Source organism: Luteimonas qiangzhengi (assembly GCF_039548515.1).
Classification (GTDB): domain Bacteria; phylum Pseudomonadota; class Gammaproteobacteria; order Xanthomonadales; family Xanthomonadaceae; genus Luteimonas.
Genome location: NZ_JBCLVE010000015.1, coordinates 1 through 18,391, shown reverse-complemented (window position 1 = coordinate 18,391; position 18,391 = coordinate 1). Strand labels below are relative to the sequence as shown.

Here is an 18,391-nt window from a genome sequence, read left to right as displayed (position 1 = left end):
GCTCGAGGAGGGAGAGATGCAGAACGAAGAGGTTGTACGCCGGGTGGTGGAGCACCCGAAGTACCAGGAGCTGGTGCACAAGCGCACCCGGGTCAGCCTGGTGTTCTTCGCGGTGATGATGGTGGTCTACGCCGGGTTCATCCTTACCCTGGCGTACCTTCCCGAGGTGTTCTCCCAGCCGATCGGCCAGGGCTACACGATGAGCGTTGGCGTGCTGACGGCTACCGTGATTGCCGTCAGCGCGGTGGTCATGATCGCGGCCTACGTACATTTCTCCAACAAGTATTTCGATCCGCTGATCGAAGCCATCGTGAGGGACGTGACATGAGCCGCCGCGCCATTGCCGCGGCCGCGGCCCTGCTTCCCCTGCCTGCTCTTGCGCAGCAGCCCGGGCAGGCCAACACCCCTGCGATCGTCATGTTCCTGGTCTTCATCGTGGCCACCATGGGCATCACCTGGTGGGCTGCACGGCGGACCAAGACCACGGCCGATTTCTACACCGCCGGCGGCGGCATCACCGGCTTCCAGAACGGCCTGGCGATCTCCGGCGACTACCTGTCGGCGGCCTCGTTCCTGGGCATCGCCGGCATGGTGTACGTCAGCGGCTTCGACGGCATGATCTATGCCATCGGGTTCCTGTTCGGCTGGCCGGTGGTGATGTTCCTGGTCGCCGAGCGGCTGCGCAACCTGGGCCGCTACAACTTCGCCGACGTGACGTCCTACCGGCTCGGGCAGACCCGGATGCGGGTGCTGGCTTCCAGCGCATCGCTGCTGATCATCGCCCTGTACCTGATCGCGCAGATGGTCGGCGCGGGCAAGCTGATCGTGCTGCTGTTCGGCATCCAGTACAACCTGGCGGTGGTCATCGTCGGCGCGCTGATGATGGTCTACGTGGGCTTTGGCGGCATGACCGCCACCACCTGGGTGCAGATCATCAAGGCGGTGCTGATGTTGTTCGGTGCCTCGTTGCTGGCATTCCTTGTGCTGGCCGGGTTCAACTTCAACCCGGATGCGATGCTGGCCGAAGCGGTGGCCATACACCCGACTGGCAGTGCGATCATGGCGCCGGGCTCGCAGGTCAGTGGAAACCCGCTGAACGCGCTGTCGCTGGGCCTGGCGCTGGCCTTCGGCACCGCGGGCCTGCCGCACATCCTGATGCGCTTCTTTACCGTGGCCAACGCCAAGGAGGCACGCAAATCGGTGATCTACGCGAGCACGTTCATCGGGTACTTCTACCTGCTCACGTTCATCATCGGCTTCGGCGCGATCGCGATCCTGGTGCGCAACCCGGCCTTCTTCGAGGTCGCCTCCAACGGCAGCTTCGACATGATCGACGGGCTGATCGGCGGCACCAACATGGTCGCGGTGCACCTGGCCAACGCAGTCGGCGGCAGCCTGCTGCTGGGCTTCCTGGCCGCGGTCACCTTCGCCACGATCGTGGCGGTGGTGGCGGGCCTGGCGCTGGCCGGCGCGGCAGCGATCTCGCACGACCTGTACGCCAACGTGTTCGCCCGCGGCCGGGCCACGGAGAAGCAGCAGCTGCGCATCTCCAGGATCTCGACCGTGACCCTGGGCGTGCTGGCGATCCTGCTGGGCATCGTGTTCGAAAACCAGAACGTGGCCTTCATGGTCGGCCTGGCCTTCGCGATCGCGGCCAGCTCCAACTTCCCGGTGCTGGTGCTGTCGATCTCGTGGCGCGGCTGCACCACCCGCGGCGCCACCATCGGTGGTTTCCTGGGCCTGACGGTGGCGGCGATCTGGGTGTTGCTGAGCCAGACGGTGTGGGTGGACGTGTTCGGCAACGCTGCGCCGATCACCCCGTTCCCGAACCCGGGCATCGTCTCCATCCCGCTGGCGTTCATCGCGATCTGGCTGTTCTCGGTCACTGACCGCAGCAAGGCGGCGGTGCAGGAGCGCGAGGCGTTCACGGCGCTCACCGTGCGCAGCCAGACCGGCATCGGCGCCACTTCGGCAAGCGATCACTGAGTCGGAGGTGTTGCACAGGCCGGGCCGCCACGATGGCGGCCCGGCTTTTTTCTGTCTGCGCTCAGCGGATCACGAGCACCGGGATCTTGCTGTGGGTGATCACCGCGTTGGCCTGGCTGCCCAGCAGCAGGCGGTTCAGTCCGCGGCGGCCGTGGCTGGCCATCACGATCAGGTCCGCACCGCGCTCTTCGGCGGTCGCCAGCAGCGCGTCGGCCGGATAGGCATCGGGGACGTGTAGCGTCTCGTGCTCCACCCCGCGCGCACTGGCGCGCTTGGCGGCCGCATCGAGGATTTTGGTGGAGGCCTCACGGGCGTGGGCGCGGTACTCGTCGAGCAGGCTGGCCGAACCGCCCCAGACCTGGCCGGTGTCGACCGACTGCCAGGGCTCGCTCACGGTGACGATGGTGGCCTTGGCGCCGGTGGCGGCGGCCAGTCCAAGGCCGTGTTCCAGGCCCTTGCCGGCCAGCTCGGAGCCGTCGGTGGCGATCAGGATGTGCTTGTACATGGGTTCACTCCGCTCGGGTAGTGAACCCATGGTAGCGGGTGGCTGCCCGGCCGGTCGCGGCTGTCAGCCGTCGGTGAGCGGGGTGCAGGCCATGCGCAGCAACGGGTCGTCGGTGGACAGGCGTACCCAGCGGAGGTTCTCCAGACTGCCGTCGTCGTTGAGCAGCGCATCGCCGACGAGATCGGCACGGCGATGGTTCTGGCAGTCGAACACCGCGCTGAACTGCCGGGTCGGCTCCCAGCGGCCGGCCAGCAGCACCTGCGCCATGACATGGCCGGGCATGTGGGCATGCTCGCGGTTGAAGCGCCGGTCGATGGCCACCAGACGGGTGGTCAGCGGCACCACATAGGTCCACGGCCGGTACCAGGAGCGGATCTGGTTGCTGGAAGCGACCTCCACCCCCTGCGGAAAGCTGCCCGAGGTGCGGTCCAGCCACGAGTACTCCAGCCAGATCGCCATCAGCAGCATGCCGGCCCCGGCCGAGGCCGGGAAGATCCACTTCGGCAGCCGCCTGCCGGCGATGAAGTTGAGCGTGAGCGCGATGCCGGCCAGGCCGAAGCCGGCGGCGACGATGGCGATCAGTTCGAGGAACATCCGGGCTCCCGGTGCAATGGTGGTGGAGCGGAGCGGCGATTGTATGCCGGGGCATCCGCCAGCCGTTCGGCGTGGCGGGAAAGAAACGGCCCGCCCCCGGAGGGGAGCGGGCCGTGGTTGCCAGGCCTGGCCAGGTCGCGGTCAGTGGTGGCCGGTGGCCGTCCCGGCGCCGCGCGGCACGCGGATGTCCTCGACCAGGTGCTGGATGTGCTCGGGCACCGGTGCGGTCATCTTCATCGTGATGTAGGCGGCGATGAAGTTCAGGATCGCGCCGACCGCTCCGAAGCTCAGCGGCGAGATCCCGAACAGCCAGTTCTCCGGAGTGTCGGCCAGCATGTTGGTCCCCGGGATGAAGAACCAGCCCTTGTAGGTGAACAGGTACACGCTGGTGGCGAGCAGGCCGGTCAGCATGCCCACGATCGCGCCGGTGGAGTTCATCCTGGTGGAGAAGATGCCCATCATGATCGCCGGGAACAGCGAGCTTGCCGCCAGTCCGAACGCGAAGGCGACGGTCTGGGCCGCGAATCCGGGTGGATTCATGCCCAGCCACGTGGCGACCACGATCGCGGCCGCCATCGACACGCGCGCCGCCAGCAACTCCCCCTTTTCCGAGATATCGGGCTTGAACGTCCGTTTGATCAGGTCATGGCTGACCGCCGAGGAGATCGCCAGCAGCAAACCCGCCGCCGTGGATAGCGCCGCCGCCAGGCCGCCGGCCGCGATCAGGGCGATCACCCAGCCGGGCAGCTGCGCGATCTCCGGGTTGGCCAGCACCAGGATGTCCTGGTTGAAGGTGACCATCTCGTTGCCCTGCCAGCCGCGCTCGGCGGCCACCGCGGCGAACTCGGGGTTGGTGTCGTTGTAGGACTGGATGAGGCCGTCGTTGTTCTTGTCCTCGAACGCAAGCAGTCCGGTCTCTTCCCAGGTGTGCATCCACTCCGGCCGCTCGTCGTAGGCCAGTGGCGTGGCCTGCGTGCCTTCCGGATAGATGGTGGTCAGGATATTCAGCCGCGCCATCGAACCCACCGCCGGAGCCACCGTGTACAGCAACGCGATGAACACCAGTGCCCAGCCCGCCGACCTGCGGGCGTCGGACACCTTGGGCACGGTGAAGAAGCGGACGATCACGTGCGGCAGGCCCGCGGTGCCGACCATCAGGGACAGGGTGAACAGCGTCATGTTGAGCCGGGAGTCGTGCAGGCCGGTGTAGTCGTTGAAGCCCAGGTCCACCAGGATCTGGTCGAGGCGTGCCAGAAGAGGCATGCCTGATTCAACGTGGGTGGAGAACAGGCCCAGCTGCGGGATCGCATTGCCGGTGAGCTGCAGCGAGATGAACACCGCCGGGATGGTGTAGGCGATGATCAGCACGATGTACTGCGCCACCTGGGTATAGGTGATGCCCTTCATGCCGCCCAGCACCGCGTACACGAACACCACCGCCGAGGCGATCAGCAGGCCGGTGTTGGTGTCGACCTCCAGGAAGCGCGAGAACGCCACGCCGGCGCCGGTCATCTGCCCGATCACGTAGGTGATCGAAATCATCAGCAGCGCCGCCACCGCCACCAGCCGCGCGGTGCGGCTGTAGTAGCGGTCGCCGATGAACTCGGGCACGGTGAAGCGGCCGAACTTGCGCAGGTATGGCGCCAGCAGCATTGCCAGCAGCACGTAGCCGCCGGTCCAGCCCATGAGGTAGGCGGAGTTGCCGTAGCCGACGAAGGCGATCAGGCCGGCCATCGAAATGAACGAAGCCGCCGACATCCAGTCAGCGGCAATCGCCATGCCGTTCATGACCGGATGGACGCTGCGGCCCGCGGCGTAGAACTCGGAGGTGGAAGCGGCACGCGCCCAGATCGCGATCACGATGTAGAGCAGGAACGAGCCGCCGACGAAGATGAGATTGAGAGTGAATTGATCCATGGCCGGCCCCTTATTGATCGTGCTCGTGCACGTCGTACTCGCGATCGAGCCGGTTCATGTACCAGGTGTAGAAGACGATCAGCGCGATGAAGGTCAGGATCGAACCCTGCTGCGCGAACCAGAAGCCCAGATCAGTGCCGCCGATGCGGATCCCGGCCAGCAGCGGCCGCAGGATGATGCCGAACCCGTACGACACCAGGGCCCATATCCCCATGCATATGAAGATTATTCGCAGGTTCGCTTTCCAGTAGTTTTGCGGACTCTTTTCCATCGTCTTCCACCCCTTCGTTGTTTACGCGGTTGGTGTAGCGGTCGTTTGTCAGAACGTGTAGCGGGCCATCGTGTGCAGGCGGATCAGCTCGCCGTCGGCGCCCGATTCAAGCGTGCGTTCGCCCCAGATCGCCTCCACGCCCAGGTCCAGCTTGGGCACCGGCGACCAGATCAGGTTGGCGTGCGCCGAGTGCACCCGGCGGGTGACGCCGAAGCCGGTCAGCGCGGTGTCGTTGTCCCACTGCGAGCGGGCGTAGAAGACGTTGCCGCGCACGGTCGGGTTGAACGCGTGGCGCAGGCCGACATAGCCGGCCCAACCGCTCAGTGCATCGATGTTTCCGGCGGCGTCGGCCATGGCGTCCTGCTGCACGGTGGCCAGGCCGATGTAGCGGCCGAAGCCCTCGCCACCGGTGACCTGGTAGCGGATGTCGGTGCGATCACCCAGCTTGACCAGTCCGCTGACGGTGGCGGCGAAACCGGTGGCGCTGTCCTCGACCCCGGCGATCGGCTCGTACTTGAGCTGGCGGGCCATGCCGGCCACGCCGAAGTGGCCCCAGTTGGCCCGGTGGGTGTAGCGGGCGATCACGTCGGGCATGGAGTTGTCGCCGGCGATCACGCGGGGGCCACCGGCGAACGGCTGCACGGTGGTTTCCGGGTTTTCGATCGACACCGACCACGGGCCGCTGGTGTAGCGGACCTGCGACTGGCGCACGAACACCAGTGCGTCGGTCGGACCTACGAAATCGACCGAGTCGATCAGCGCCGCGGTATCCATGAAGTTCGACCAGGTCTGGCCGATCAGCAGGTTGTTCCAGGTGATGTAGGCGTGGCGCACGGTCGCGCCGTAGGTGTTGGTGGCCGCGCTGTTGCCCAGCGCGCCGCCGAAGAAATCCAGCTCGAAGCGCGCGCCGATTTTGTCGCCCGAATCCAGCTCGGTGCTGGCGTCGAACCACAGCCGGGAGAACTTGGCGTGGGCGTCCATGTACGCATCGCCACCCTCGCCACCGACCGGGATCGCGCCGGGCACGTAGAAGTCGCGGCCGGCGGTGTTCTTGCCGATGTCGCCGTCGGTGGTGTGGGTAAGCATGCCGTCCACCCGCACGTTGCCGCCCACGGTGAAGCGGGTGCCGGGGTTGGCGCCCGGGGTGATGGTGGTGGCCTGGATCGGCGTGGCGCCTTCAGGCACCTGTGCCGGCTGTCGGGCCTGCGTGGTGCGCACTTCCTCGACCTGGGTGGTGGTCTGCTCCTGCTGTGCAAGCAGCTGCTGGACAACCCGTTCCAGCTCGGCCACGCGGGTTTCCAGTTCGGCTTCGCGCGGGCTCTGCGCCAGGGCCAGGCCCGGCGCCAGAAGGGCGATAAGTAATGCGGCGGCAAGCGGGCGGCGCGCGGGCACCGACGGCGGACACGTCAAGGACTGCTGCATGCTCCCTCCCAAGAGATGCGGCCGGAACCGGCCTGTCCGGCGAGACTGAATGCAATGTGCCCCCGGCTGCCATTCGCCATTGGTCGCATACGGCGCGCTAAGACCAAGGTCTAGCCGCGCCGCCCGGCTGATGCGGCACACTGGGACAGGACCATATTTTTTGGGAGGACCGCCGCATGACCACGCCCCGGGAGATCTATCCGGTACCGGCTGATTTCGCCGCCAATGCCCGCATCGGAAAGGACGAATACCAGCGCCTCTACGACCAGTCGCTGAACGACCCGGATGCATTCTGGGCCAAGGCCGCCGAGCGCCTGGACTGGATGAAGAAGCCGACCCGGATCAAGGACACCAGCTTCGCGCTGGACGACTTCCGGATCCGCTGGTTTGACGACGGCGAGCTCAACGTCAGCGTCAACTGCCTGGATCGCCACCTGGCCGAGCGCGGCGACAAGACCGCGATCGTGTTCGAGCCCGATTCGCCCGACACCCCGGCGCAGAACATCACCTACCGCGACCTGCACGAGCGCGTGTGCAAGCTCGCCAACGCGCTGCGCTCGCTGGGAGTGAAGAAGGGTGACCGGGTCACCATCTACCTGCCGATGATTCCCGAGGCCGCGGTCGCGATGCTGGCCTGCGCCCGCATCGGTGCGATCCACATGGTGGTGTTCGGCGGCTTTGCGCCCAACTCCATCGCCGACCGGGTCGGCAACTGCGGCGCCAAGCTGATCATCACCGCCGATGAGGGCCTGCGCGGCACCAAGAAGGTCCCGCTGAAAGCCAACGTCGACGCCGCGCTCAAATTGCCCGGCACCGAATCGGTCGAGACGGTGCTGGTGGTGCGCCACACCGGCGGAGCGGTCGACATGCAGATGCCGCGCGACCGCTGGTACGACGCGGTCGTCGACAGCCAGCCCGTCGAGTGCGAGCCGGAGCGAATGAACGCCGAGGACCCGCTGTTCATCCTCTACACCTCCGGCAGCACCGGCAAGCCCAAGGGGGTGCTGCACACCACCGGCGGGTATCTGGTGTACGCGTCCTACACCCACGAGCTGGTCTTCGACGTGCGCGACGATGACGTGTTCTGGTGCACGGCAGACGTCGGCTGGGTCACCGGGCACAGCTACATCGTGTACGGGCCGCTGGCCAATGGCGCCACCACCCTGGTGTTCGAGGGCGTGCCCAACTACCCGGACTACTCGCGCTTCTGGCAGGTGGTGGACAAGCACCAGGTCACCATCTTCTACACCGCGCCGACCGCCATCCGCGCGCTGATGCGCGAGGGCGAGGAACCGGTGAAGGCCACTTCGCGCAAGTCGCTGCGCCTGCTGGGTACGGTCGGCGAGCCGATCAATCCCGAGGCCTGGCGCTGGTACTTTGATGTGGTCGGCGAGGGTCGCTGCCCGATCGTGGATACCTGGTGGCAGACCGAGAACGGCGGCATCCTCATTGCGCCGCTGCCCGGTGCGTTCGACCTCAAGCCCGGCTCGGCCACCTTGCCGTTCTTTGGCGTGCAGCCGGCGCTGGTGGACGCCAACGGCAACACGGTGGAGGGCGAGGGCGAGGGCAACCTGGTGATTACCGATGCCTGGCCGGGAATGATGCGCACGGTGTATGGCGATGACGAGCGCTTCATCGACACCTATTTCAAGACCTATCCGGGCACCTACTTCACCGGCGACGGCTGTCGCCGCGATGCCGACGGCTACTACTGGATCACCGGCCGCGTGGACGACGTGATCAACGTGTCCGGCCATCGCATCGGCACGGCCGAGGTGGAGAGCGCGCTGGTGGGCCATGAAAAGGTGGCCGAGGCCGCGGTGGTCGGCTTCCCGCACGACATCAAGGGCCAGGGCATCTATGCCTACGTGACCCTGATTGGCGATGAAGAGGGCAGTGATGAGCTGCGCAAGGAGCTCATCGCGCATGTGCGCAAGGAGATCGGTCCGATCGCGATGATCGACCACCTGCAGTGGGCGCCCGCCCTGCCCAAGACCCGTTCGGGCAAGATCATGCGCCGCATCCTGCGCAAGATCGCCGAGAACGCGCCCGAGCAGCTGGGCGATACCAGCACTCTGGCCGATCCCTCGGTGGTCGAGGCCCTGGTCAACGACCGACGCCAGCCGGGCTGATTGCGGCAATGGCATGCCCTTCCCCGCAGGCCGGGGAAGGGCGCCGGCGTGACGGGCGCGACCCCATGGTGCACACTCGGGCTCCGTTCAGCCGAGCTGTCTTTGCGGATGCCGACCCTGCTGATCGCCGACGATCACCCGCTGTTTCGCGAGGCCTTGCGCGGCGCGATTACGCGCCTGCTTCCCTCCGCCACCCTGCGCGAAGCCGAGGACACCGACGGGCTGTACGCGATGGTCGAGGCGGACCCCGACGCCGACCTGCTGCTGCTCGACCTCAATATCCCCGGCGCCAACGGCTTCAGCGCCCTGGTGTATCTGCGCGCGCAGTATCCGGAGCTGCCGGTCGTCATTGTTTCCGCGCGCGAAGAGCCGGCAGTGATGCGTCGCGCGCTGGACCACGGCGCGATGGGCTTCATTCCCAAGTCGGTGGAAACACGGGTTCTGGGCGATGCGGTCCGGCAGGTGCTGGACGGTAATCGTTGGGCCCCGGCGGCTGCCGGGAACGCGCCGGCCGCGACACCGGATGAGCAGGATGTGGCTGAACGCATCCGCGAGCTCACCCCGCAGCAGTTCCGGGTGCTGCAGATGCTGGCCACCGGGATGCTCAACAAGCAGATCGCCTATGAGCTGGGCGTGGCCGAAGCCACCGTCAAGGCCCACATGAGCGCAATCCTGCGCAAGCTCGGTGCCTCCAACCGCACCCAGGCCGTGCTGTTGGCCGGACGCCTCGCGGTGGATCCGCCAGACGCAGACGGCTTCGAGGACGACGCCACAGTGTAGGAGCGCGCCATGCGCGCGAAGCCGCGTGAATCATGGTTTGCGGGGAAGCTTCGGTCACGGTGATTTGTCCGAAGCCGCGCGGCGCGGATTGATGTCACGCGGTTTCGCGCGCATGGCGCGCTCCTACCGGCGTGGAGTAGGTCGGGGCTGCAGCGCCAGCCAGCACAGACCTACCGTAGTGGCGTCGCCCAGCGCGGTATGGCGCCCCAGCACCGGCACGCCGAGGGTGCGGGCGATGTGGGTGAACGCCAGGTTGTGCGGATCGTTGGGGCGCGAGCGGGCGACGTGGCTGGCAAACGCGTCCGCAAGCTCCACCCGCGCGTTCGGCAGGTTGAAGCCGGTGATCGCCTTCACGTGGGGGGCCAGCATCTCCAGGTCGAAGCTGATGTGATAGCCCAGAATGGTGCGGCTGCCCAGCCAGTGCAGAAACTCGCGCACCGCGCGGGTCACCTGGATGCCGCTGGCGGCTTCGTCGGGAGTAATCATGTGGTGGCGCACGGACTCGATGCCGAACGCGCGGTCGGGTCGGATCCTGCGTTCGAACCGCTCCGACAGCAGCACCCGCGACCCGCGCACCGGCACCGCGGCCAGGCTGAGGATATGGTCGCGCCCCGGCTCCAGCCCGGTGGTCTCCAGATCCAGACTGACCCATTCTCCGGTCGGGGGCGGCTGCAGCAGCCGTTCCCACTCGCTGCCCCGATGCCGCCTGGCCAGCCAGCGGCGCCTGAGTTCGCGCACGCTCATGTGGACAGCCGGAAGCTGCGGGCGATGGACTCACGGAACTCCTTGATCACGTGCAGCGCGTCGCGCAGCGTCTCGCGGTCCAGGCGTCCGAGGCTGCCGGTGTCGATGAAGTTGTCGGCGGTCCCTCCGGCATCGATCGCCGCCAGCTGGGTGCGCAGGCGCATGCGCTGCAGTGCGCTCAGCGCCTGCTGCAGGTCGCGTGCCAGCGTCGCGGCCAGGTGGCCGCGCTCGGCCAGCAGCTCGCAGCGCTCGAAGGTGCCGGTTTCGGCGATCCCGTGGCGCAGGGCCAGGCAGCGCACCCCGTGTACGACCGGGAAGATGCCGCCCTTCTTGATGTCCACGCCCTCGTCGCCGGACTTCACTCGCCCGAAGAAGCTCAGCTGGGTATCGAAGTTGAGCGTCGCCCGGGCCAGGTGGTGCAGCAGGACCTCATCCTCGCCCAACGCCATCAGGCCCCGCTTGACCGGCGTGAACAGCTCCGCGTTGCCGGCCACCGGGCGCGCGTCCAGCGCGATCGACAGGTCCAGCGAGGCCTGGCCGTCGGTCTGCCGCTGCCAGCGCACGATCCGCATGCGCCACCCGCCCACTGTCATCCGCCACGCCGGGTTGTTGACCATCACCTGGCCCGGACAGGGCGGATAGCCGATGTCCATCAGGGCCTGGCTGAAGCGCTCCATCGCCTCTTCCAGTCCGTCCCACTCAAGATCGTCGGCGATCACCAGCGCGTTGTCCTGGTCGGTCTTGAGCAGCTGCTCGCGCCGGCCTTCGCTGCCCATCACCAGCAGGCACAGGTGTGGGCGCACTTCGGGTGGCACCACCAGGTCGAAGATCCGCCCCATCACCCGCGTGTTGAGCGCGCTCACCAATCGCATCACGTAGGAAATGCGCGCGCCGTGCGCGTGCAGCGCACGGATCAGCTGGTCCATGCCCTGGGCGGCTTCGGTGATCTGCTCCAGCGTGCGCGCGCGTCCCAGGCGCAGGCCGATCAGGTGCGAGTGGCTGGTGAAGTGCGACAGCACCTCGGCCAGCCCCAGCGTGCCGGTGATGGCACCGCGGTCCTTCACCACCACCCGCTCGATGCGCCGCTCGGTCATCGCGATCAGCGCCTCGAACAGCGCCTGCGAAGTGTCCACCGTCACCAGCGGACGATTGGCCAGCGGCCCGACCTCCGCCTCCAGCGGCGCGCGCACCAGCGCAACCGCTTCCAGCAGGTCGGTGCGGGTGACGATGCCGGGCTCCGGATACGCGGGGTCCTCCACCAGCAGGCAGTCTACCCGCCGCTCGTGCAGCTGGGCGGTGGCGTCGGCGATGGTGATGTCGGCATTGACCCGCACCGGCGGCGTGGGCCGGGCGTCCGCAACCCGGATCAGCATCAGCTCGGCCGCCTCGCCGTGGTCGGGCCCACCGGCGGCCAGGCGACCCTTGCTGGCCATGCCTTCGTTGAAATACGCCGCGAAGGTGGGATTGTCGGCCAGCAGCCGATGGAACAGCGCGGATGGAATCAGGAAGCACAGCGTGTCGGTCTGGGCGCGGTAGCTCAGGCGCGCGCGCCCGACCATCACCGCCCACACCCCGATCACGTCGCCCGGTCCGTAGTCGCCGAACGGACGCTGTCCGCTCTGACCGCCGGGCTGGTAGGCATGCACCAGCCCCTTGAGGATCACCAGCACGTGCGGCGAGGGCTGCCCGGCTTCGATCAGGGTGCTGCCCGGTGGGTGCAGGGTCAGGTCAACCGACGCCTGCAGCCGCTCGCGGCTGGGGGCATCGAGCAGATCGAACGGTGGCTGGTCGAGATCGAGGCCTGGGATCGGGTCCATGCCTGCATTCTGCGACGGGCCCCGGTGCGGGGGAACCCCGCCTTAAGGCTCAGGCGCCGAAGAAGCGCTCCCAGATCATCAGCGCCGCGTAACCGCCGCCGCCGATGAGGACGCTGAAATACACCAGCGTTGCGATCGTCGCCAGGTGCCCGAGCAGGATCGCCACGCCGTCTCGCTGGATCATGCCGATCGCATAGAACAGCAGGGCGATACCGGGCAGGGTGTTGCTGAAGGGGATGAACCCGAACGGCATCATCAGCAGCAGTGCCGCGAAGATGAAGGCCAGGCTGTTGAAAATGTCCATGGCCCGGCCCTGGGCCAGGAACGGCAGCCGGTGTGCGCGACTGATGCGTTCCAGCCGGCGCACCCAGACCATTCCGCGCCCGAGCATCTGGTACAGCCGTTCGGCAGGCAGCTCGCGGTCGCGCAGCCTGGCAGGCAGCCACAGCGGCCGGTCCAGCAGCCGGCTCACGCCGATCAGCAGGATGCCGGCGCCAAACACCGTGCTCACGCCGGGGATGGATACCGGGATCAGGAACACCAGGGTCAGCAGCGCCGCCAGCAGCAGCAGCCCCTGGCTGCCAACGCGCTCGAGCATCTGGCCCAGGGTGAGGGTCTCGCCGTCGAGCCCGGCGATGATGGCCTGCAGGCGATCGCCCAGCGAAGTGGTATGTCCGTTGCCGGATTGGGTCATCGTGGAAGTCATGTCTGCGCGTGGAACCCGCCGCCTGACGATCGTACGACCGCCGCGCCGCGGGGGCGGCAGTGTAACCCGGCTGGCAAACGGGCCCCGGGCAGTTGTTCAGCGCTTGCGCAGCTGCGCGGCCAGGAAGGCGCGCAGCGAGGCCGGTTTCACCGGCTTGGTCAGGACCCGGTAGCCGTGCTCGCGCGCGGCCTGCTTGAGCTTATCGCTGCCGTCGGCAGTGACCAGCGCACCCACCAGCCCGGGTCGCGCCTCGCGCAGCAGATCCAGGGTCTGCAGACCGTTGAAGCGGTCATGCAGGTGGTAGTCCACCAGCAGCACGTTCGGCTCGGATGCCAGCCCATCCACCGCCTGGTCCACCGTGGCGGCGCTGGTGACCTCCACCTGCCAACGCGTCAGCAGCTCCTCCATTCCGGCCAGGATGTCGGGGTCGTTGTCCACGCACAGCACCCGCAGGCCGGACAGCGGTTCGGCCATGTCCAGGGTGTCGGGCTGCCCGTGCGCCGGATCGGCCTGGTCGGCGCGCTCGACCAGGATCGAAAACATGCTGCCTTCGCCAACCTTGGAGTGCGCGTCCAGGCGATGGTCGAGCAGGCGCGAGATGCGCTGGCAGATCGACAGCCCCAGGCCCAGCCCGCGTTCGTCCCAGTCGAACGGCTGGCGGAAGCGGTGGAACTCGTCGTAGATCTGGCGCATGTGGTGCTCGGGGATGCCCGGGCCGGTGTCCCACACCTGCAGCGCGACATCCAGGCCACGCGGGCGCGCGGCCATCAGGATCCGTCCCTTGGGCGTATAGCGCAGCGCATTGGCCAGGAAGTTCTGCAGCACCCGGCGCAACAGCCGGCGGTCGCTGCGCACCGCAAGCTCGCCCGCGTGCACACGCACCTCGATCCCGCGCGCTGCGGCCATCGGTGCGTACTGCGCTGCCAGCTCGCGCAGCAGTTCGCCGACGTCGAAATTGGTCAGCTCCGGCTGCAACGCGCCCGCGTCCAGGCGCGATACGTCCAGCAGGCCGTCGAGCAGTTCCTCGGCCGCGCGCAGCGAAGTGTCCACCCGTTCGGCCAGGCGGTCCTGCTCGGCCGGTTCGGCGGTCTCGCGCAGGGCGGAGGCGAACAGGCGCGCGGCGTTGAGCGGCTGCAGCACGTCATGGCTGAGCGCGGCCAGGAAGCGGGTGCGCGACTGCTGCGCCATCTCGGCCTCGCGGGTGCGCTCGGTGACCCGCTGCTCCAGGGTTTCGTTGATCTCGCGCAGCGCCCGCTCCACCCGCTTGTAGTCGGTCACGTCGCTGTAGCTGGTCACGTAGCCGCCGCCGGGCAGGGCCTGTCCGCGCACGTCGGTGACCACGCCCTTGCCGATGGTGCGTTCGGACGAGTGCGGCGATCCGGCCGTCATGTAGGCGACGCGCTTGTCGATCTCGTCCTGGATCCCGGCGGGCGTCAGCTCGCCCAGTTCGCCGCGCTCAGCGTTGTAGCGGATCAGGTCACCCACCGGGCGGCCCACGTAGAGCATGCCGTCCGGGTAGTCGAACAGTTCCTGGTAGCGCCGGTTCCACGCCACCAGGCGCATGTCGTGGTCGACCACGCTCACGCCCGGATCGATGTTCTCCAGCGTGCTGGAGAGGATCTCGCGGTTGAAACGCAGCTCCTGACCAGCCTCGTCCAGCACCGCCATCACCTCTGCCAGCTCCATGCCCGATCCGCGCAGGGTGCTGGTCATCACCAGGCGCGAGGAGGCGGCGCCGATGGCCGCGGCCAGCAGGCGCTCGGTGAACTGGATCCACCTGCGGTCGGCCAGAGTCCCGGGCGTGAGCTCGATGTCCTGGCTGTCTGCGAAATCGGTGAACGCGCGCGTGGCCGCGCTGCCACCCACCACCCGCCGCGCCAGCGCCTGCAGGTCGGCGATCGGCACCCCGCGCCAGTCGCTCGCACCCAGCGCCCGCCGCTGGGCATACGGATCCAGGAACGGTGCCGCCCGCAGCCGCTCTTCCAGTCCGGGTCGCCAGCGTGCTGAGACCAGCAGCAGCGCGCCGATGTTGAGCAGCAGCGACCAGAAGGTGCCGTGTGTGAGCGGGTCCCAACCTTCGATACCAAACAGCTGGCGCGGGCGCAGCCAGCCGACGCCGAAGGGGCCATGCTCCACCCAGCCCGTCCCCAGCCAGCCGGCGTCAGTCATGGTCGGCAGCAGCAGGGTGTAGACCCACACTCCGAAGCCGATCAGCAGCCCGGCTTCGACGCCCTGGCGGCTGGCGCCGCGCCAGTACAGCCCGCCGATCAGCGCCGGCGCGAACTGCGCCACCGCCGCGAAAGCCATCAGCCCGAACGCGGCCAGTGAGGTATCGCTGCCGCTGGCCCGGTAGTAGCCGTAGGCGAGCAGGGCGAAGCACAGGATTGCGATGCGGCGCACCCACAGCACGGTGGAGGCGACGTCGCCGCCGTGGCGCTGGGCCCATCCGCGTCGCAGCAGCAGCGGCATTACCAGGTCGTTGCTGACCATGATCGCCAGCGCCACGCTGGCCACGATCACCATGCCCGTGGCGGCCGAAAACCCGCCCACGTAGGCGAACAGCGCCAGCGCGTCGCGGTGCTCGGCCAGCGGCAGCGCCAGCACGTAGGTGTCGGCCAGCACCGAGCCGTCGCCGGCGAACAGGGTCGCGCCGGCGGCGGCGATCGGCAGCACCATCAGGCTGATCAGCACCAGGTAGCCGCCGAACAGCCAGCGCGCACGGCGGATGTCGCGCACGTCCACGCATTCCACTACCGCCACGTGGAACTGGCGTGGCAGGCAGATGATGGCGGTGAAGGCCAGCAGCATCTGTCCGGCAAAGCCCACCGAGGGGGTGTTGGCGAGCAGCTCGCGCGAGGCATCCGCCAGGGCAAGCTCGCTGCCGTCGAACCAGAACACCGCGAAGATCCCCACCGCCACCAGCGCCACCAGCTTGACCAGCGACTCCAGCGCGATCGCCAGCATCATGCCGGGCCGGTGCTCGGTGGCGTCGACCTGGCGGGTCCCGAACAGGGCCGCGAACAGCGCCATCAGCAGGGCCACGTAAAGCGCCGGGTCCCCGAACGTACCGGTCGGCATGCGTTCGCCGCCCAGCACCTGCAGGCTCAGCGCCACCGCCTTGTATTGCAGTGCCAGGTACGGCACCGCGGCGATCAGCGCGATCAGCGCAACCATTGCCGCCAGCCGCTGCGAGCGGCCGTAGCGGGCGCCGATGAAGTCGGCGATCGAGACCGTGTTCTGCGACTGCGCGATCAGCGCCAGGCGTTCCAGGATCCGCCAGCCGAAGATCAGCAGCAGCAGCGGGCCCAGGTAGATCGGCAGGTAGCCCAGGCCGTTGCGCGCCGCGGTGCCGACCGCGCCGTAGAACGTCCACGACGAGCAGTACACCGCCAGGGCCAGGCTGTAGACCACCGGGCGCAGGGCCGGGCGCTGGGTGAAACCGGGGTTACGGTCACCCCACCACGCCACTGCAAACAGCAGCCCGGCGTAGCCCAGCGACACCAGCAGCAGCACCCAGTTCGACAATTCCCGCCCTCCCGCGCGAACCCGACCCAGTGTACGCAACGCGTCCTTGTGCGGAACAGCGCCGGCGCAGCCCGCCTAAAGGAACGAATCCGCCAGCCGGGCGATGGCTTCCAGGCTGCGTTTGAAGCGCGGCCGCTGCTGCCACTGCTCCAGTGACAGGTGCACCGCGTCGTCCAGATAGCCGGCCTCGATCTCCCGCATCCTCGCCACCACGCGCTGGTCGTAGAAGATCAGGCCGATCTCGGCATTCAGGGCGAACGAGCGGATGTCGAGGTTGAGCGAGCCGACCATGGCGATCTCCTCGTCCACGCTCATATGTTTGGCGTGCAGGAAGTTCGGCCGATAGAGCGAGATCTGCACCCCGCATGCCAACAGCTCCTCATAGCAGGCCTCCTGGGCCAGGTTGGCCAGCGGCTTGTTGTTGCTGGCCGAAAGGATCAGCTGCACTTCAACGCCCGACAGTGCGGCTACCCGCAGCGCGTTCATGGTGCTGTCGTCGGGCACGAAGTACGGCGTGGTGATGACCAGCCGGCGCTGGGCCAGGTGGATCAGGGTTTCCACGGTGTCGCGGGCGTTGGGGTAGGGAAATGCGGGGCCGCTGGGCAGCAGCTGCAGGGCCATATCCTCGTCCTGCAATGGCCGGGTCGGAGAGACGGCCAGCAGCTCGCCCGTCTCCAGATACCAGTCAACCGCGAACATGGCTTCCACGTGGGCCACCGCCGGTCCGCGGATCTGCGCCACCAGCTCGCGGTTGGGATGTCCGGGCACAAATTGCGCCGCGGCCAGGTTCTGCGATCCGACAAAGGCCACGTCATCGTCGATTACCGCCAGCTTGCGATGGTTGCGCAGGTCCATCCGTCCGCTGCGTCGCCAGCGCAGACCGCCGGGCAGCATGTCGTGCACTTCCACGCCGGCCGTGCGCAGCCTGTGGGCATAGGCGCGCAGGCCCTGCTTGGCACCGATGGCATCCAGCAGCAGACGGCACTGCACTCCGCGGGCGGCGGCGCGGATCAGGGCCTGGGCAACGGCCTCGCCCACGGCGCATTCGTGCATGAGGTAATACAGAAGGTGTGCACGTGTGCTGGCCCCGTCGATGGCTTCAACCAGCGCCCGGAGCGAGCCGTCGTAGTCATCAAGCAATTGCACCGAGTTGCCGCGCACCGGCATGAATCCCCCCAGCCGTTCAACCAGGGGCGCGATCTCGCTGTCGGCGGCGGTGCCGGGTGGGGTCCAGCGCAGGGCGGCCTGCGGCGCCTGACCTTCACGGATGGCTTGGGATGCTTCGGCCTGGCGACGGACCCGTTCGTGCGAGAGCCAGGGATGGCCGAACAATAGATACAGGGGCAGGCCGACCAGCGGCAGGAACCCGACCAGCAGCAGCCAGCTGCGCGCGGCGGCCGGCGTGGTCCGGGTGGGGATCCAGAACAGGGCGGCGATGCGGATCAACCAGTCGATGGCCAGCAGCCATAGGCCGATGTGGGAGTCATGTACGGGCATGCATCTGATTCTGGATGTTGGTGGGTGAACCTGTCATCGCGGTGCAAAAGCAGGCAAAACCGCGCAGGGACGCGGTCACGAAAGTATTTACCCGAAAGGTGTTGACCTTCTTCAAACCCGCGCTAGAATGTGCGGCTCGCTCCCCGAACAGTCATCGACTGAACAGGGAGCGGCGGAAGAAAGTCACCCTCATGAGGTGTTGACAGAAACCAAATCCGCGCTATCATGTGCGGCTCCCCTCGAGAACTTGCGAGGGGTTGGGATCCAGGCGCTGAGGCCTGTTCCCGAGTTCTTTGACAGTGTGCGCAGGTGACTTGTGCGGGCGTCTGGCAGGTGGGTGACCATCCACAAAATGCAGACGTTTGTCGCAAGAGCAACAAAGATTCAAATGCATGCAAATGCAAGCGAGTAATTGGGGCTCAGGTAACGACGACTGCACTCAAGACTTAAGGGCTTCGGCCCTGCAAGACTTAAGTGAAGAGTTTGATCCTGGCT

14 protein-coding genes are annotated in these 18,391 nt (G+C 67.5%); 4 read left to right on the top strand and 10 right to left on the bottom strand.

Going from position 1 to position 18,391, the window contains the following annotated elements; translation table 11 throughout:
• Positions 1–16: 16 nt before the first annotated feature.
• Together WCE59_RS11960 and actP are read left to right on the top strand one after the other, a co-directional pair.
• Positions 17–328, top strand: a complete 312-nt coding sequence (locus WCE59_RS11960; RefSeq protein WP_343259004.1) for a DUF485 domain-containing protein — start codon at positions 17–19, stop codon at positions 326–328.
• Positions 325–1,986 carry a cation/acetate symporter ActP gene (gene actP, locus WCE59_RS11955; protein ID WP_343259003.1) on the top strand — a complete coding sequence of 554 codons (1,662 nt, stop codon included), beginning with the start codon at positions 325–327 and terminating at the stop codon, positions 1,984–1,986. Before WCE59_RS11960 ends, actP begins: the two co-directional genes overlap by 4 nt.
• 61 nt (positions 1,987–2,047) lie before the next feature.
• Here actP and WCE59_RS11950 read toward each other — a convergent pair whose 3' ends face one another.
• The 5 genes from WCE59_RS11950 to WCE59_RS11930 form a co-directional block, all read right to left on the bottom strand.
• Positions 2,048–2,491 (bottom strand): universal stress protein, encoded by a 444-nt coding sequence (locus WCE59_RS11950; RefSeq protein ID WP_343259002.1) that lies wholly within the window; start codon positions 2,489–2,491, stop codon positions 2,048–2,050.
• Positions 2,492–2,554: 63 nt separating this feature from the next.
• Positions 2,555–3,085 (bottom strand): hypothetical protein, encoded by a 531-nt coding sequence (locus WCE59_RS11945; protein ID WP_343259001.1) that lies wholly within the window; start codon positions 3,083–3,085, stop codon positions 2,555–2,557.
• Between the two features lie 141 nt (positions 3,086–3,226).
• Positions 3,227–5,002 carry a sodium:solute symporter family protein gene (locus WCE59_RS11940; RefSeq protein WP_343259000.1) on the bottom strand — a complete coding sequence of 592 codons (1,776 nt, stop codon included), beginning with the start codon at positions 5,000–5,002 and terminating at the stop codon, positions 3,227–3,229.
• 10 nt (positions 5,003–5,012) lie between these two features.
• Positions 5,013–5,273 (bottom strand): DUF4212 domain-containing protein, encoded by a 261-nt coding sequence (locus tag WCE59_RS11935; protein ID WP_343258999.1) that lies wholly within the window; start codon positions 5,271–5,273, stop codon positions 5,013–5,015.
• 48 nt (positions 5,274–5,321) lie between these two features.
• Positions 5,322–6,695, bottom strand: a complete 1,374-nt coding sequence (locus WCE59_RS11930) for a DcaP family trimeric outer membrane transporter (protein WP_343258998.1) — start codon at positions 6,693–6,695, stop codon at positions 5,322–5,324.
• A gap of 176 nt (positions 6,696–6,871) precedes the next feature.
• Here WCE59_RS11930 and acs point away from each other — a divergent pair, with 176 nt between their 5' ends.
• Together acs and WCE59_RS11920 are read left to right on the top strand one after the other, a co-directional pair.
• Positions 6,872–8,827 (top strand): acetate--CoA ligase, encoded by a 1,956-nt coding sequence (gene acs / locus WCE59_RS11925; RefSeq protein ID WP_343258997.1) that lies wholly within the window; start codon positions 6,872–6,874, stop codon positions 8,825–8,827.
• 108 nt (positions 8,828–8,935) lie between these two features.
• Positions 8,936–9,607: a response regulator transcription factor gene (locus WCE59_RS11920; protein WP_343258996.1), complete on the top strand. Its 672-nt coding sequence runs from the start codon at positions 8,936–8,938 to the stop codon at positions 9,605–9,607.
• Between the two features lie 123 nt (positions 9,608–9,730).
• Here the strand turns inward: WCE59_RS11920 and WCE59_RS11915 are convergent, their stop codons facing one another.
• The 5 genes from WCE59_RS11915 to cls all read right to left on the bottom strand — a co-directional run bounded on the left by WCE59_RS11915 (position 9,731) and on the right by cls (position 17,896).
• A complete protein-coding gene (locus WCE59_RS11915; RefSeq protein ID WP_343258995.1) occupies positions 9,731–10,351 on the bottom strand; it encodes an exonuclease domain-containing protein in 621 nt (206 codons plus the stop codon).
• The gene (locus tag WCE59_RS11910; RefSeq protein WP_343258994.1) at positions 10,348–12,168 is read right to left on the bottom strand and encodes a putative nucleotidyltransferase substrate binding domain-containing protein; all 1,821 of its coding nucleotides are present in this window, start codon (positions 12,166–12,168) and stop codon (positions 10,348–10,350) included. Before WCE59_RS11910 ends, WCE59_RS11915 begins: the two co-directional genes overlap by 4 nt.
• A gap of 49 nt (positions 12,169–12,217) precedes the next feature.
• Complete coding sequence (locus WCE59_RS11905; RefSeq protein WP_343258993.1) at positions 12,218–12,862, bottom strand: exopolysaccharide biosynthesis protein; 645 nt, start codon at positions 12,860–12,862, stop codon at positions 12,218–12,220.
• Between the two features lie 108 nt (positions 12,863–12,970).
• A complete protein-coding gene (locus WCE59_RS11900; RefSeq protein ID WP_343258992.1) occupies positions 12,971–16,399 on the bottom strand; it encodes a hybrid sensor histidine kinase/response regulator in 3,429 nt (1,142 codons plus the stop codon).
• 75 nt (positions 16,400–16,474) lie between these two features.
• Complete coding sequence (cls, locus tag WCE59_RS11895) at positions 16,475–17,896, bottom strand: cardiolipin synthase (RefSeq protein ID WP_343258991.1); 1,422 nt, start codon at positions 17,894–17,896, stop codon at positions 16,475–16,477.
• Between the last annotated feature and the right edge of the window lie 495 nt (positions 17,897–18,391).